The 16,479-nt window shown below is 35.6% G+C and carries 13 protein-coding genes and 1 pseudogene; 12 read left to right on the top strand and 2 right to left on the bottom strand.

The genetic code is table 11. The annotated features are described in order from the left end of the window. Window positions 1–9 precede the first annotated feature (9 nt). From TETH514_RS09000 to TETH514_RS08965, 8 genes are all read left to right on the top strand, one after another. Window positions 10–900 carry a glycosidase gene (locus TETH514_RS09000; RefSeq protein WP_009052014.1) on the top strand — a complete coding sequence of 297 codons (891 nt, stop codon included), beginning with the start codon at window positions 10–12 and terminating at the stop codon, window positions 898–900. 217 nt (window positions 901–1,117) lie between these two features. Next, window positions 1,118–2,164 (top strand): NDP-sugar synthase, encoded by a 1,047-nt coding sequence (locus tag TETH514_RS08995; protein ID WP_009052013.1) that lies wholly within the window; start codon window positions 1,118–1,120, stop codon window positions 2,162–2,164. Between the two features lie 29 nt (window positions 2,165–2,193). Further along, window positions 2,194–3,369 carry a glycosyltransferase family 4 protein gene (locus tag TETH514_RS08990; protein WP_003868606.1) on the top strand — a complete coding sequence of 392 codons (1,176 nt, stop codon included), beginning with the start codon at window positions 2,194–2,196 and terminating at the stop codon, window positions 3,367–3,369. Window positions 3,370–3,389: 20 nt separating this feature from the next. Next, window positions 3,390–4,439, top strand: a complete 1,050-nt coding sequence (locus TETH514_RS08985) for a beta-L-arabinofuranosidase domain-containing protein (protein ID WP_009052012.1) — start codon at window positions 3,390–3,392, stop codon at window positions 4,437–4,439. Window positions 4,440–4,492: 53 nt separating this feature from the next. After that, complete coding sequence (locus tag TETH514_RS08980; protein WP_009052011.1) at window positions 4,493–5,470, top strand: ATP-grasp domain-containing protein; 978 nt, start codon at window positions 4,493–4,495, stop codon at window positions 5,468–5,470. A gap of 246 nt (window positions 5,471–5,716) precedes the next feature. Further along, a complete protein-coding gene (locus TETH514_RS08975; protein ID WP_003868601.1) occupies window positions 5,717–6,484 on the top strand; it encodes an SDR family oxidoreductase in 768 nt (255 codons plus the stop codon). Between the two features lie 57 nt (window positions 6,485–6,541). After that, window positions 6,542–6,757, top strand: coding sequence for a hypothetical protein (locus TETH514_RS08970; protein ID WP_012268733.1), 216 nt, complete (start codon window positions 6,542–6,544; stop codon window positions 6,755–6,757). A gap of 254 nt (window positions 6,758–7,011) precedes the next feature. Next, window positions 7,012–12,555 carry an alpha amylase N-terminal ig-like domain-containing protein gene (locus TETH514_RS08965; protein WP_009052010.1) on the top strand — a complete coding sequence of 1,848 codons (5,544 nt, stop codon included), beginning with the start codon at window positions 7,012–7,014 and terminating at the stop codon, window positions 12,553–12,555. A 40-nt stretch (window positions 12,556–12,595) separates the two neighbouring features. Here TETH514_RS08965 and TETH514_RS08960 read toward each other — a convergent pair whose 3' ends face one another. Next, window positions 12,596–13,489, bottom strand: coding sequence for an ATP-binding protein (locus tag TETH514_RS08960; RefSeq protein ID WP_009052009.1), 894 nt, complete (start codon window positions 13,487–13,489; stop codon window positions 12,596–12,598). A 145-nt stretch (window positions 13,490–13,634) separates the two neighbouring features. Here TETH514_RS08960 and TETH514_RS08955 point away from each other — a divergent pair, with 145 nt between their 5' ends. From TETH514_RS08955 to TETH514_RS12580, 4 genes and pseudogenes are all read left to right on the top strand, one after another. Then, on the top strand, window positions 13,635–14,477 hold the full coding sequence (locus TETH514_RS08955) for a fumarate hydratase (RefSeq protein ID WP_009052008.1): 843 nt from the start codon (window positions 13,635–13,637) through the stop codon (window positions 14,475–14,477). Window positions 14,478–14,496: 19 nt separating this feature from the next. Further along, window positions 14,497–15,057: a Fe-S-containing hydro-lyase gene (locus TETH514_RS08950; RefSeq protein WP_009052007.1), complete on the top strand. Its 561-nt coding sequence runs from the start codon at window positions 14,497–14,499 to the stop codon at window positions 15,055–15,057. A 6-nt stretch (window positions 15,058–15,063) separates the two neighbouring features. After that, on the top strand, window positions 15,064–15,624 hold the full coding sequence (locus tag TETH514_RS08945) for a uracil-DNA glycosylase (RefSeq protein WP_009052006.1): 561 nt from the start codon (window positions 15,064–15,066) through the stop codon (window positions 15,622–15,624). Window positions 15,625–15,755: 131 nt separating this feature from the next. Beyond that, window positions 15,756–16,133, top strand: a pseudogene (locus TETH514_RS12580) (reverse transcriptase domain-containing protein); the annotation flags it as partial. Between the two features lie 19 nt (window positions 16,134–16,152). On the opposite strand, the gene TETH514_RS12370 reads toward TETH514_RS12580, so the two are convergent. After that, the gene (locus tag TETH514_RS12370; protein ID WP_012268732.1) at window positions 16,153–16,326 is read right to left on the bottom strand and encodes a hypothetical protein; all 174 of its coding nucleotides are present in this window, start codon (window positions 16,324–16,326) and stop codon (window positions 16,153–16,155) included. Window positions 16,327–16,479: the final 153 nt, after the last annotated feature.

Here is a 16,479-nt window from a genome sequence, read left to right as displayed (position 1 = left end):
GTGTATGGAGTGATAAAATTAAAGAGATTATCAGATAAGCCGGTATTGATGCCAAAAGCAGAAAATGAATGGGAAAGAGCAGCAGTTTTTAACACTGCAGCAATTTATGACAATGGACTGTTTCACTTGATTTACAGAGCTACTGACATTGGACCTCACGCCAAATATGGGAAATATATTTCTCGCTTGGGATATGCAGTTAGCAAAGACGGAATTAATTTTATGAGATTAGACAAACCAGTGATGAGCAATGAGACAGAACAAGAGCTCAGAGGATTAGAAGACCCAAGGATAGTCAAAATTGACGGCATTTATTATATGATGTACACAGGTTTTGGAGACAGATTTCAAGATGACTATAGGATCTGTTTGGCTACCTCCAAAAACCTTATAGATTGGGAGAGAAAAGGAGTAGTTTTAGATGAACCTAATAAAGACGCCTCTTTATTTCCTGAAAAAATTAATGGTAAATATGTGATGTTGCACAGGAGATATCCCGACATTTGGATAGCATTTTCTGATGATTTAAAAAATTGGTACGACCATAAACCAATACTAAAACCTATTCCAAATACATGGGAGAGTGCGAGAGTAGGAATTGGAGGGCCTCCTATTAAGACAAAGGACGGTTGGTTTTTGATATACCATGCAGCTGATGACAATAATGTGTATAGATTGGGAGCAGTCCTTTTAGATTTAGAAGATCCATCAAAGGTTATTGCAAGGCAAAAAGAACCTATCTTAGAGCCAGAACTGGGTTGGGAAAAAGAAGGATATATCCCTAATGTTGTATTTAGTTGTGGTAATGCAGTAAAAGATGATACTATTTACGTTTATTATGGGGGCGCGGATACTGTTATAGGCGTGGCGATATTAGAGATGAAAGATATCAAATTTTAGCAGGCTTTTAAAAGGCCTGTTTTTTATTTACAGAAAAGTACTTGACATACCAAAAAGGATTAATTATAATACTTATTAGCAGCCGAATTTCAAGAGTGCTAATATATTTCTCCTCTTCTTAGTTTTTATCGCTCTTATAAATTATATCACTTGTATCACGCCCTTCTTTTGTTTTTAAGTTTAATTTTTGAAAAACTTCATAAAGGAGGGGTCTTTTATGAAGGCATTGCTATTGGCAGGAGGTTTGGGAACAAGGCTAAGACCTCTTACAGATGACCTGCCAAAACCAATGGTTCCTATCATGGGAAGACCTCTTTTAGAAAGGATTATTTTAAACCTTAAAAAAAGTGGAGTAGATGAAATTGTAATAAGTACTTATTATAAGTCTCAGTACATTGAAGACTACTTCAAACAAAAAGAGGACTTAGGTGTAAAAATACACTTCATTACAGAAGAGTCCCCTTTAGGGACTGGTGGAGCAATAAAAAACGCCGAAAAATTTTTTGATGATACTTTCCTCATTTTAAACTCTGATATTGTCAGTGATATTGACTATGCAGATTTGATAAAATACCACAAGAGAAGAAGAGCTCAAGTAACTATTGCATCTATTGAAGTAAGAGATACTTCTCAGTACGGAGTTATAGAATTTGATGAAAAAGGCTTTATAACTGCTTTCAAAGAAAAGCCCAAACCAGGCGAGAGCAATTCTAAATATATTAACGCAGGAGTATATGTATTTGAACCTGAGGTGCTAAAAGAAATTCCTGAAAATACAGTGATATCTGTAGAAAGAGAGACATATCCCAAACTTTTGGAAAAAGGGTATAGAATGGCTATTTATAAATTTAACGGCTACTGGATAGATATAGGTACAATAGACAAATACAAAAAAGTTCATGAGGACATTTTAAAAGGAAAATCAAGATTTGTAAGTACTACTTCCTCAAGAGGCATAATTTTAGGAGACAATGTTAAAATTCATCCTACCGCAAGAGTGATAGGACCTGCTTATATTGGAAATAATACTGAAATTGATGCCTATGCTACAGTTGGTCCGTATACAGTAATTGGGAATAACTGTCGAATAGGTCAAGAGAGCAAAGTATCCCAAAGTGTATTGTGGGATAATGTAAAAGTCCGCAGGTTTGCAAGATTAGACAATGCAGTTGTAACTTCAGAATGTATAGTAGAGGTGAATATGGAAATTAAAAATACAGTGTTTACACCTAATAGATTAGCAAGTACTAAAATGACAACTTAATACTAAACAAACTAAGAAGGGGGCGTGATATGATGAGCGTATTGGGGAGAAATGTAGCATTTTTGAGTACTTATCCACCAAGAGAATGTGGCATTGCTACTTTTACTCAAGATTTAGTTAATGAAATAAAAAAGATAAAACTTATTAATTTTGCAGGAGTAATTGCAATAAATGATAATAAAACTTATGAATATGACAGCGATGTTAAATATCAGTTACAACAATTTGTAAGAGAAGATTATGTAAGATTAGCCCATGAATTAAATGAATCTGACATAGATTTGCTCATTATAGAGCATGAATACGGAATATTTGGAGGAGAAAGTGGAGAATACTTATTAGATTTGGTAGACAATTTAAATATACCCTTTGTTTTGACAGTCCACACAGTATTATCAAATCCAAATGAAAAACAACTTATGATACTTAGAGAATTAGGGGAAAAAAGCGTTAGAGTAGTGACAATGGCGAAAAATACTATACCCCTTCTTGAAAAGATATATCACATACCCTCCAGTAAAATCACTGTTATTCCTCATGGAGTTCCCAATTTTCCAGTATTACCTAAGGAAACATTGAAAGAAAGATATGGCTTTAAAGGGAGAAGAATAATAAGCACTTTTGGTCTTATAAATCCTGGTAAAGGAATAGAGTACGGTATAGAAGCAATAAGTATGGTAGCAAAAAAATACAAAGATGTATTATACCTAATTTTAGGGCAAACCCATCCAAACATAAAGAGAGAATTTGGGGAAGAGTATAGGGAGAAACTTCAAAAACTAGTCCATGACCTTGGAGTAGAAGACAATGTAAAATTTGTGGATAAATATCTTAGGAAGAAAGAGATTTTGGAGTATTTGAAGATGTCAGATATATATATGACTCCATACTTAAACAAAGAACAAGCTGTAAGCGGTACTTTAGCATATGCAGCAGGTTTAGGGAAAGTGATTATTTCCACTCCTTATATGTACGCTGAAGAAATTTTAGGAGAAGGAAGAGGATTGCTTGCTAATTTCCGTGATGCAAAGTCTTTAGCTAAACATATTGAGTATATATTTGAAAACCCTGAGAAAAGGCTGCAGATAGAGGCAGAAATTAAAAAATTAGGGAATACAATGATGTGGAATAACGTTGCTTACAGATATGTCATAATGATTTTGTCTGTGTTGGACATTAAATCAAGGGAGGAAGTTGTAATATAGAGAAGGGGGAAGTTAACACAATGGAAGGAGCAATTGAATTTCACCATCTTTTCAGGCTAACGGATGATACAGGCATTTTACAGCATTCCCTTTACTCTATTCCTGATTTGACAAAAGGTTACACTACTGATGACAATTCAAGGGCACTTATTGCTGCTTCAATGTTATATGAAGTTTACAAAGATAAAAAATACCTTGACCTTTTAAAAAGATACCTTTCTTTCTTGATTTATGCCCAGAATAGCAAAGGATATTTTAGAAATTTTATGAACTACAATAGAGAATTTATTGAAGAAGTTGGCTCAGAAGATTGTTTTGGCAGAACTTTATGGGCATTAGGATATTTATTAAATACTAATTTGTCTAATGGTTATCAAAGTGTTGCTGTGACATTAATCAAAAAAGCTTTGCCAAATGTAGCAAATTTAAATTCTCTTCGCGGTAACGCTTATTCGTTAATAGGATTAAGCCTTTTATACAGTTCTGATGTTACTGAATTTAACAAAGAGAAGATAAAAAATTTAATAACTTCTATTTCAAAAAAAATAGTTCAAAAATATAGGGAAAACAAAGATGGAGAGTGGAAATGGTTTGAAAATATAATGACTTACAGCAATGCCGTACTTCCTTGGGCTCTTCTTAGGTCATACATTATTACAAAAGATGAAGAAGTCTTAGATGTTGCAAAAGAAAGCATGGAATTTTTAGAAAAAGTAACTTTTAGAAGTGGGTATTTTAAGCCGATAGGTTGTAAAGATTGGTACAAAAAAGGAGATGAAAAACCTGCAGAATTTGATGAACAACCGGTAGAGGCTTGTGAAACTGCTCTTATGTACACAGAAGCTTATAAAATTTTTCAAGAAGAAAAATACAAAGAAAAGAGTTTGAAATGTTACAATTGGTTTTTAGGAGAAAACTCAAAAAATGTGCCTTTGATAGATGAGGAAACAGGAGGTTGCTACGACGGTATAACTAAAGAGGGAGTAAATTTAAATGAAGGAGCAGAAAGCATGATTTCACTGATTATAACTGACATGGTGGTGAATCACACAGAAACTGTATTTAAGTAGTTTTTACTTTTCTTTTCAAAAATTTTTATAAAAATTGAAAAGGGTGATGCCATATGAAAATTGGTGTGCTTTGGAGGAAATTCAGGAATGTCGAATTTCAGAGGAAATTGACGCCAGACAAAGTATATGACGATGCCTATGATGAAGCATACCATCATTATATGGCCATAAAAGAAGCTGGATTTGATTCAGTCCTCATAGAATGGAAGGAAGATCCATTAGAAACTTATGAAACTATAAAAAAAGAAAAGGTGGATTTAATTTTTAATACCTCGAGTATGAAAGAAGTAGCATTTTTAGAAGTATTCAACATACCATATGTTGGATCTGGTTTGGACGTAGTAGCAACTGATAAGAGAATGAGGAAGGACATTGTGGCTTCTCACGGTTTGCCTACGCCTAAATATGTAATTGCAGAAAATCCTCAAGAAATTCCTTCTGTAGACCATCTTAAATTTCCTCTATTTGTAAAACCTATAAGTGGAAGAGGAAGTGCAGGTATAGATGAAGAAAATATAATTTATGATAAGGATAAACTTCCACAAGTTGTAAGCAAAATAACAGAAAAAATAGGACAAGCAGCGCTAATCGAAGAATTCATCGAAGGAAAAGAAGTGACCGTTGGAATAATCGGATATAAACACCCACAAGTATTGCCTTTATTGGAAGTAGGATATAATAACGTTAAAACTAATACTTATGAACACAAAATGTTTGACAACGAGATAATAAAATGCCCTATAGAAGTACCAAAAGAAGTGGAAGAAAAGATTAAAGAGACGGCTTTGAATATTTATAAGGTTTTAAATGCCAAGGATTTTGCTAGAATTGATATGATTCTAAGCAAAGATAATGTTCCTTATTTCTTAGAATTGAATACCTTTGCGGGACTTACAATGTCAAGTAGCAAAGGAGAAAAACATGTTCACCACGGATACATGGGTTATATGGCAAAAGCGGCAGGTTTAACAAGAGGAGAATTTATTGGGAAGATTATAGAAAGTGCTATAGAAAGGTATAAATTGAAGTAATTTGAGGGGCCAGCCTCCGGCCCCCCCTCCATCTTTTGGTCTTGCTAAGTTTAGGACTGTTCGGTCAAGTTGCGCGCTTTGTGCAAAATGTCAGCTACCTACAAAGTTGGACGCACCTCAGATAATTTTTCTATTTGATTTTTATAAAACTTTTAAGTTATACTATTTTTGATAAGGTATACCTCTTTTTTTTACTATGGGGTTACCTTATCTTCTTTTATAAGTTAAGAGATTGGAGGGTTAACTATGGATTTTAATGACAAAGTAGTGATAGTTACAGGTGGAGGACAAGGAATAGGCCGGTGTATTGCGCAAACTTTTGCTGAAAAAGGAGCAAAAGTAGTTATAGCCGATATTGACGATGAGGCTGGCATAGAAAATGAAAAATATATAAAATCTAAAGGTGGAGATTGTCTTTTTGTACATACAGATGTTTCTTTAGAGGAAGATGTTAGGAATTTGGTAGATAAGACGATAAAAACCTATGGTAAGATCGATATTTTGATAAACAATGCAGGTATTGGGTCAGGAGGGACGATTTACACAAGGCCCATGGAGGAATGGGATAGAGTCATAAATGTGAATTTAAGAGGAACATATATGTGTTCAAAATATGTTGCTCCTCACATGAGAGACAATGGCGGAGGAGTCATAATAAATATAGCGTCTACAAGGGCATTTATGTCAGAACCTCATACAGAACCTTATTCTGCTTCAAAAGGTGGTATTATAGCTTTAACTCACTCTCTTGCAATAAGTTTAAGTTATGATAAAATAAGGGTGAATTCTATAAGTCCCGGATGGATAGAAGTGTCTGAATGGAAGAAAAGTAGAGAAGCTAAAAAGCCCCAATTGACAGAAGAGGACCATTTGCAACATCCTGCAGGACGGGTGGGTAAACCAGAGGACGTAGCAAATGCATGTTTATTTTTGTGTTCGGAAGAAGCTTCTTTTATTACAGGAGCGAATCTCATTGTGGATGGCGGAATGACAGTTAAAATGATATATGTTTGATTTTAAATATTCTTCTTTTGTTAAAAATATTTAACAAGATAAACTTTCCCAATAAAGTTGTTTCCTAAGTTTTTCAACGCAATAAATCCTTATCTGCCTATGACTTATGGAGTTGCAGGTCTTAGGGAAGCAATATCTGGGAACAATATTAGCGCAATACTGTACAATATCTCTATAATTGCAGGATTTGGAGCGCTGTTCTTACTGTTTACAATACTTTTAGCAGAAAAAGCAGATAAGATGGAGATAACACAAATGTTAAAACAAATATGAATTTTCAAAGAGGGATGCTTATGTGCATCCTTTTCTTTTTTGCAAGGTATTGACAAAATATATGGGGTTGGCTATAATAACAATAAGGCAGCGAAAACGATTGCGCAAAAATTTGCACAAGGGATGTGTATTTATAAACACATTTATCTTTTTGCAATTTATGAAAGCGATTGCCTAAAAGAAATGGGGGTGGTGTTGTAAAGGAGCTTTTCGTAAGATTTTTAAATAAAAACATAGTGTAAAGGGGGATTGTAGTGTTTAAGAGGAGAACATTAGGCTTTTTATTGTCATTTCTTTTAATTTATACAGCAGTGTTTGGCTCAATGCCTGTGCAATTTGCAAAAGCTGAGACAGATACGGCGCCTGCTATAGCCAATGTTGTTGGCGATTTTCAATCAAAGATTGGAGATTCTGACTGGAATATAAACAGTGACAAAACAGTAATGACATATAAAGGTAATGGCTTTTATGAATTTACTACCCCAGTTGCGTTACCTGCAGGTGATTATGAGTATAAAGTTGCTCTTAATCATTCATGGGAAGGTGGAGGAGTTCCTTCACAAGGTAATTTAAGCTTGCATCTTGATTCAGATTCTGTAGTAACTTTTTATTACAACTATAATACTTCAAGTGTTACTGATTCTACAAAATATACACCAATTCCGGAAGAAAAACTTCCAAGAATTGTAGGTACTATACAATCAGCAATAGGAGCAGGTGATGATTGGAAACCTGAAACATCGACAGCTATAATGAGAGACTATAAGTTTAACAATGTTTACGAATACACTGCAAATGTTCCAAAAGGGTATTATGAGTTTAAAGTAACTTTAGGGCCCTCATGGGATATAAATTATGGCTTAAATGGTGAACAAAATGGGCCAAATATTCCTTTGAATGTAGCCTATGATACTAAGATTACATTTTACTATGATTCGGTTTCACATAATATATGGACAGATTACAATCCACCTCTTACAGGGCCTGATAATAACATATATTATGACGATTTAAAACATGATACCCATGACCCATTCTTCCGTTCGCCTTTCGGTGCAATAAAAACAGGTGATACAGTGACTTTGAGGATACAGGCTAAAAATCATGACCTTGAGTCAGCTAAAATTTCTTATTGGGATGATATTAAAAAAACAAGAACAGAAGTCCCGATGTACAAAATTGGTCAAAGTCCTGACGGGCAATATGAATACTGGGAAGTGAAGTTAAGCTTTGACTATCCCACAAGAATTTGGTATTACTTTATACTTAAAGACGGGACAAAAACTGCTTATTACGGAGATAACGATGAACAATTAGGTGGAGTAGGTAAAGCCACAGATACGGTAAATAAAGACTTTGAACTTACTGTATACGATAAAAATTTAGACACCCCTGATTGGATGAAAGGGGCAGTAATGTATCAAATATTCCCAGATAGATTTTACAATGGTGACCCTTTAAATGACCGCCTAAAGGAATACAGTAGAGGTTTTGATCCTGTTGAATATCATGACGACTGGTATGACCTTCCCGACAATCCGAATGATAAAGATAAACCTGGATATACAGGGGATGGTATATGGAATAATGACTTCTTTGGTGGTGATTTACAAGGTATAAATGATAAATTGGATTATCTAAAAAACCTTGGAATATCAGTTATTTATCTCAATCCAATTTTCCAATCACCTTCCAATCACCGATATGATACAACCGATTACACAAAGATAGACGAGTTATTGGGAGATTTAGATACATTTAAAACACTTATGAAAGAAGCCCATGCAAGAGGAATTAAAGTAATACTTGATGGCGTCTTCAATCATACAAGTGATGATAGTATTTATTTTGATAGATATGGGAAGTACTTGGATAATGAATTAGGTGCTTATCAAGCCTGGAAACAGGGAGATCAGTCAAAATCTCCATACGGTGACTGGTACGAAATTAAGCCTGACGGTACCTATGAGGGCTGGTGGGGATTTGACAGCCTACCTGTCATAAGGCAGATAAATGGCAGTGAGTACAACGTTAAAAGCTGGGCAGACTTTATCATAAATAACCCTGATGCGATATCTAAGTATTGGTTAAATCCTGATGGAGACCCAAATGCAGGTGCAGATGGTTGGAGGTTGGATGTAGCAAATGAAGTTGCTCACGATTTCTGGGTACATTTTAGAGCTGCAATTAATACTGTGAAACCAAATGCGCCAATGATTGCAGAACTTTGGGGAGATGCTTCATTAGATTTACTTGGAGATTCTTTTAACTCTGTTATGAACTATCTTTTTAGAAATGCAGTTATTGATTTTATACTCGATAAACAGTTTGATGATGGAAATGTGGTTCACAATCCTATAGATGCAGCAAAACTTGACCAAAGGCTTATGAGCATATATGAGAGATATCCTCTTCCAGTATTTTATTCTACTATGAACCTTTTAGGTTCTCATGACACCATGAGAATATTGACAGTATTTGGATATAACTCTGCTAATGAAAATCAAAATTCTCAAGAGGCGAAAGACCTTGCAGTTAAGAGGCTTAAACTTGCCGCAATATTGCAAATGGGCTATCCGGGAATGCCTTCTATTTACTATGGTGACGAGGCAGGACAATCTGGTGGAAAAGACCCAGATAACAGGAGAACATTCTCTTGGGGAAGAGAAGATAAAGATCTGCAGGATTTCTTTAAGAAAGTCGTAAACATAAGGAATGAAAATCAAGTTTTAAAAACAGGAGACCTCGTTACACTTTATGCGAAAGGTGATGTATATGCTTTTGGCAGAAGAATCATAAATGGAAAAGATGTATTTGGTAATTCTTATCCTGACAGTGTAGCTATTGTTGTGATTAATAAAGGTGAGGCAAAGTCAGTACAAATAGATACTACTAAATTTGTAAGAGATGGAGTTGCTTTTACAGATGCCTTAAGTGGTAAGACATACACGGTTCGTGATGGACAAATTGTTGTAGAAGTTGTGGCATTGGATGGGGCTATACTCATTTCAGATCCAGGACAGAATTTGACGGCACCTCAGCCAATAACAGACCTTAAAGCAGTTTCAGGAAATGGTCAAGTAGACCTTTCGTGGAGTGCAGTAGATAGAGCAGTAAGTTATAACATTTACCGCTCTACAGTCAAAGGAGGGCTATATGAAAAAATAGCTTCAAATGTTACGCAAATTACTTATATTGATACAGATGTTACCAATGGTCTAAAGTATGTGTATTCTGTAACGGCTGTAGATAGTGATGGAAATGAAAGTGCTTTAAGCAATGAAGTTGAGGCATATCCAGCATTTTCTATTGGTTGGGCAGGAAATATGAACCAAGTTGATACCCATGTAATAGGCGTAAATAATCCAGTTGAAGTTTATGCTGAAATTTGGGCAGAAGGATTAACAGATAAACCTGGCCAAGGGGAAAATATGATTGCCCAGTTAGGATATAGGTATATTGGAGATGGTGGGCAAGATGCTACACGCAACAAAGTAGAAGGTGTTGAAATAAATAAGGACTGGACATGGGTTGATGCACGGTATGTAGGGGATTCTGGAAATAACGACAAATACATGGCTAAATTTGTACCTGATATGGTAGGCACATGGGAATATATTATGAGATTTTCCTCTAACCAAGGACAGGATTGGACGTATACAAAAGGGCCAGATGGGAAAACAGATGAAGCAAAACAGTTTATTGTCGTGCCATCAAATGATGTAGAACCACCTACAGCTCTAGGCTTACAACAACCAGGAATTGAATCCTCAAGAGTTACACTTAACTGGAGTCTCTCAACTGATAATGTAGCTATCTATGGCTACGAAATATACAAATCTTTAAGTGAAACAGGACCATTTGTAAAGATTGCAACTGTGGCTGACACTGTGTATAACTACGTAGATACAGATGTAGTAAATGGAAAAGTGTACTATTATAAAGTTGTAGCAGTTGATACTTCTTTTAACAGAACAGCATCAAATATAGTGAAAGCTACACCTGATATAATACCTATCAAAGTGATATTTAATGTAACAGTCCCTGATTATACTCCTGATGACGGTGCAAATATTGCTGGAAACTTCCATGACGCTTTCTGGAATCCAAGTGCCCATCAGATGACAAAGACAGGACCTAACACTTACAGTATTACATTGACTTTAAATGAAGGAACACAGCTTGAATATAAATATGCAAGGGGCAGCTGGGATAAGGTAGAAAAAGGTGAATATGGAGAGGAAATTGCAAATAGGAAAATTACAGTTGTAAATCAAGGGTCAAATACGATGGTGGTAAATGATGTGGTTCAAAGATGGAGAGATATTCCTATATACATTTATTTTCCAAAAGACAACACTACAGTAGATGCAAATACAAATGAGATAGGAATTAAAGGCAATACCTATAAAGGTGCAATAGTAACTATAAACGATGAATCTTTTGTACAACAAGAAAATGGTGTATTTACAAAAATAGTGCCTCTTGAGTACGGTGTAAATATTATTAAAATACACGTGGAGCCCAGTGGTGAAAAAAATAATGAACTCACAAAAGATATAACAATAACTGTTACAAAAGAAAAGCTTGCACAAGGGAAAGAACCAACTCCTACGCCAAGGTTAGAGTCAACCCCAACAGAGTCGACAAAACCAGCTCAAGAAGTATCACAAGGCAAAGTAGTTGTGGAAAATGACACAACGATTCTTACAGTAGACGAGGCCAAAGTATCAAAAGACATAAAAGACACCTCAAAGAAAGAAATACAATTTGACTTAACAGATATAGGTCAAACATCTGCAAAAGCATTAGAAATACCTGTAAGCGTACTAAACTTAATAGCAGAAAACAATAAGAACATAACAGTAAAATCACATGAAATAGCTCTTCAATTTGATGCAAAGACATTGGCAATACCTAAAGAAACAATAGACCTAATAAAGAAAGCAGGTGTAGTAAGACTTACAATAGAGGACAGAGGAAAACAAACAGCAAATTCCCTGGTTCCAGTATCAAAGGCTTATGATATCACAATAAAAGCAGGAGATAACAAAATAAAAATAGATTCGCCAGTAAAACTAACATTTGAAGTAAAAGATGCAAAAGACATAAGAAAAGTCGGAGTATACTACTTAAACGAGGTAACAGGTAAATGGGAATATGTAGGAGGAAAAGTTGACAGAAAGGCAAACACAGTGACAATTGAAGCAAAGCACTTCTCAACCTATGGAGCTTTTGAATACAACAAAGAATTTAAGGACGTACCGAAAGACTTCTGGGCATACGATGTAATAAATGTTTTAGCATCAAGGCACATAATAAAAGGGATGGATGATGACAACTTTGCACCAAATGCAAAAATAACAAGGGCACAATTTGCAGCATTAATGATAAGGGCACTGGGAATAGAAGAGAAGCCATACAAAGGAGAATTTGAAGATGTAAAGGAAGGGGCATGGTATGCAAATGCGATAGAGGCAGCATATCAGGAAGGGATAATGCTTGGAGATGGCAAGAAGATGAGGCCAGATGACCCAATAACAAGAGAAGAGATGGCAGCAGTAATAATGAGAGTATACAGTAAACTTACAGGCTATAAAGAGGAGAACATAGGCAATACAACTTTTGGAGATAACAACAAGATAAGCCAATGGGCAAGGAATGTAGTAGCGAATGCGGTGAAACTTGGCATAGTAAAGGGATATGAGGATAACACTTTCAAACCAAAAGGCAATGCTACAAAAGCAGAAGCTGCAGCTATGCTTTACAGAATTTTAGAGAAAGCGGGGAATATATAAAAAATGAAAAAAATGCGTCCAACAGGGCGCATTTTTTTCATTAGTCGGTTTTTATCCATGTGCGGCAGAAGGTGCACACAGGTGAGACAGAGGGGAAACCGCATATTTCGCAGTTTATTTTTGGGGGGCGGGCTTGAGTGCCCTCAAATAAATAAGCATACTTCGTGTAATTTTTATAAAAAGACCTTTTAATTCCTGGTGACTTTTCTTCGAGCATGTCCAAAGCTTCTTGATATCTATTGTATTTTGCTTCTCTTCCGTAAGGGCACTTTGCTTCTACTGGCTTTATGTTGTGAAGTTTGGCGAAAGCTATTATTTCATCTTCGGACTGGAATGCAAGGGGTTTTATCTTTTTGGCAAAGCCGGGTTCTGCTGGCAGAGTTGGAATACCTTTGGCTAAGTGGTGTAAGTCCCATCTCATGAGGTTTGCCAATAAAAGTTTTGCCATATCGTCTAAAGTATGGCCAGTTGCTAAAGCGTCAGCGTTTACTGCCAGAGTGTATTCGTTCATTAAATGTCTTTTTGTAACACCGCATATAGCGCATATCCTGTCATGCTTTTTTGCTACTTCTGGGATGCCTTTTCCATATCCTGCTTTTAAGTCTACTATTTCAAGAGGGATATCGTGTTCTTTGCAGAAATTTTCCACAACTTCTCTGGATCGAGGAGAGAAGTCGTTTTGAGTAATTCCAAGGTCTATAAAGAAGCCGAGGACTTCATACCCCAGCTTTTTGAGGACATAGGCAGTCACTAGAGAATCTTTCCCGCCAGAAATTGCTACCACTACTCTTCCTTTTGGAGGGAGCATTTTATACTTTTCAATTGTTTTTGAAACCTGTCTTAAAAAGAATGCGTCCAAGTGCTCTTCGCAGAAAGCAGAGTTATGGGCTGGGAACTTGACAATGGCGGGTTTCCCGCATACTATGCACTTCAATTTCAAAACCTCCTTTCACTTATTTATAAGCATTTTTTAAAGGACTATGCAATAAACCATTATAAGAGATTTTCAAAGAAATTGCAAAATTGATATTAAAAATAGTATTATAAATCATAAAGGAATAAGTGCGAGGTGAAAAATTTTGAGGGAAATAAAAGCTAGTCAAATTGTGGAAGTTGTCAAAAAGCTGTGTATTGAAGCGAATTATAATTTACCGGATGATATATTAAAAGGGCTCAAAATCCGGAAGAAGGAGGAAAAAAGTCCTTTAGGCCAAAAAATTCTTGAAGATATAATTTTAAATGCTGAAATAGCTATGCAAGAGAAAATGGCTATATGTCAGGATACAGGAATGGCCGTGGTTTTTGTAGATATAGGACAAGAAGTACGCGTTGTAGATGGAGATTTGGAAGAGGCTATAAATGAAGGAGTGAGATTGGGTTATAAAGAGGGATATTTGAGAAAGTCTGTTGTGAAAAGCCCTATAGAAAGAATTAACACAAATGACAATACTCCTGCGGTAATACATTATCGTGTGTGTAGAGGAGATAGACTCATTATAACTGTAATGCCAAAAGGAGCTGGCAGCGAAAATATGAGTGCTTTGAAGATGTTAAAGCCTTCAGATGGTTTAGAAGGGGTAAAAAGATTTGTAATAGAGACTGTGGAAAAATCCGGTCCTAACGCTTGTCCTCCTCTGATTGTGGGGGTTGGTCTTGGAGGAGATTTTGAATATGCAGCCTATCTAGCGAAAAAAGCACTGTTGAGGAAAGTCGGCGAAAGGCATCAGGATATTTTAATTGCTAGGTTGGAAGAAGAGCTTTTAAATGAGATAAACTCTTTAGGCATTGGGCCGATGGGCCTTGGAGGGACTACTACTGCCCTAGATGTCCACATAGAAGTATATCCTACCCACATTGCTTCTTTGCCTGTTGCAGTAAATTTGGGATGCCATGCTACGAGACACGCTACTTTTGTATTATAATTATGTTTGGAGGGAAAACATGTACAGAAAATTAAATACACCTTTACTAGATGAAGTAACAGTACAATTGAAAGCTGGGGATTTGATTTTGCTCTCAGGAGAGATTTATACTGCAAGGGATGAAGCTCATAAAAGGATGGTTGAAGCACTGGATAGAGGGGAAATGCTACCTTTTGAAATTAAAAATTCTATCATTTACTACGTTGGACCTTGTCCTCCTAGACCAGGACAAGTTGTTGGAAGTTGTGGGCCTACTACAAGTGGAAGAATGGACAAATATGCTCCGAGATTGATTGAATTAGGATTAAAAGGGATGATTGGGAAGGGTGCTAGGTCAGAAGAAGTTGTAGAATCCATGAAAAAACATAAGGCAGTTTATTTTACTGCTGTAGGAGGAGCTGGTGCTTTACTTGCCCAAAGAGTCAAAAAAGTGGAAGTAGTAGCTTATGAAGATTTAGGGCCAGAGGCTATATATAAGTTTACGGTCGAAAATTTTCCTTTAATTGTTACTATAGACATATATGGAAATAACCTCTATGAAATTGAAAGAGAAAAGTACAAAACGCATGTAAAAAGGTGATAAAAAATGGCGCTTTTACCTTTGAAAGAGTTGTATCTTGCCTGTTTATATTGTACAAAATGTGATTTACATAAAACTAAAACCCATATGGTTTTTGGGGAAGGCAATTTAAGGGCAAAAGTAATGTTTGTAGGTGAAGGCCCTGGAAAAGATGAAGATTTGCAAGGAAGGCCCTTTGTAGGAAGAGCAGGACAGCTTCTTAACAAGATGCTTGAGGATGTTGGGTTAAAAAGAGAAGAAGTGTATATTGCTAATGTAGTAAAGTGTCGGCCTCCAAATAATAGAGTACCCCTACAAAGTGAGGTTGACGCTTGCCTTCCCTATTTGAGAAATCAAGTAGCAATAATAGCACCTAAAATTATCGTTTGTCTTGGTGCTACTGCAGCAAAAGCTATAATAGATAAAAATTTTAAAATAACTGCAATGAGAGGGCAATGGTTTGAAAGAAAAGGGGTTAAAATAATAGCAACTTATCATCCTGCTGCTATTTTAAGGGACCCCGAGAAATTAGAACCGGCGATGGAAGATTTCAAAAAGATTAAAGAAGAATTAGATAAATTGTCGTAATTTAAAGTATTTTAAAGCATAATAAAGCATGAAAAATACAATTGCGAAGAATGGTCTTATACGTGCTTTTATGAGGATTGAATAAGATAATGTAAAATTTCAGTAAGTGATTGAGCAGGAAAAAGAGGTGTAGATACCTAACATCCGGAGTAATGCTAAACGGAGTAAAAGTTAAGAGTGAAGAAGGCACTCCATAAGGAGGGCCATTAAGTCCGCTTTTAGCAAATATAATACTTGACGATTTAGATAAAGACTAGAAAAAAGGACACAAATTCTGTAGATACGCAGACGACTGTAATATATTTGTTAAAAGCAAAAGGGCAGCAGACAGGGTTAAAGAGAGCATAACTGAATTTATTGAAGAAATTCTTAAACTTAAGGTAAATAAAGAGAGAAGTGTAGTTGATAGGCCATGGAAGAGGAAGTTTTTGGGATTTTCATTTTATATGGACAAGGGAAAATCCAACATAAGGATAGCCGGAAAAAGTATAAGAAAATTTAAGAAGAAATCTTTTTAGGGATTCAACCTTATTTGTTATACCTTCCACCTATATGCAAGACTATTTTATGGGAATAATCCACTTCTAGGGAATCTAAAATTTTTGTATGATATTGAACTGTGTATTGTCCAGGATGCATTGATACTCTCATGTTGTTCTGTTTTATAAATTTGCTTATTTCTGTCAATTTATCTTTAAACATTTGTTCAAATTTTATATCGTTTAAGGATGTAGCTGCTGAAGGGGATTATGTCTGAGCTATAAGAATATTTTATTGGCTTATATTATCAATTGATAATAGATATTATAAAAATATTGTTGAAAATTCTACTACAATCGCATATAATAAGATATA

Source organism: Thermoanaerobacter sp. X514 (genome assembly GCF_000019065.1).
Classification (GTDB): Bacteria; Bacillota; Thermoanaerobacteria; order Thermoanaerobacterales; family Thermoanaerobacteraceae; genus Thermoanaerobacter; species Thermoanaerobacter pseudethanolicus.
This window is presented reverse-complemented; position numbering and strand designations above follow the sequence as displayed.

Bases quoted from the DNA above. Each gene is read 5' to 3' on its own strand.
- TETH514_RS08995 (WP_009052013.1), top strand. From the start codon at position 1,118: ATGAAGGCATTGCTATTGGCAGGAGGTTTGGGAACAAGGCTAAGACCT.
- TETH514_RS08990 (WP_003868606.1), top strand. From the start codon at position 2,194: ATGATGAGCGTATTGGGGAGAAATGTAGCATTTTTGAGTACTTATCCA.
- TETH514_RS08985 (WP_009052012.1), top strand. From the start codon at position 3,390: ATGGAAGGAGCAATTGAATTTCACCATCTTTTCAGGCTAACGGATGAT.
- TETH514_RS08980 (WP_009052011.1), top strand. From the start codon at position 4,493: ATGAAAATTGGTGTGCTTTGGAGGAAATTCAGGAATGTCGAATTTCAG.
- TETH514_RS08975 (WP_003868601.1), top strand. From the start codon at position 5,717: ATGGATTTTAATGACAAAGTAGTGATAGTTACAGGTGGAGGACAAGGA.
- TETH514_RS08950 (WP_009052007.1), top strand. From the start codon at position 14,497: ATGTACAGAAAATTAAATACACCTTTACTAGATGAAGTAACAGTACAA.
- TETH514_RS08945 (WP_009052006.1), top strand. From the start codon at position 15,064: ATGGCGCTTTTACCTTTGAAAGAGTTGTATCTTGCCTGTTTATATTGT.
- TETH514_RS12370 (WP_012268732.1), bottom strand. From the start codon at position 16,326: ATGTTTAAAGATAAATTGACAGAAATAAGCAAATTTATAAAACAGAAC.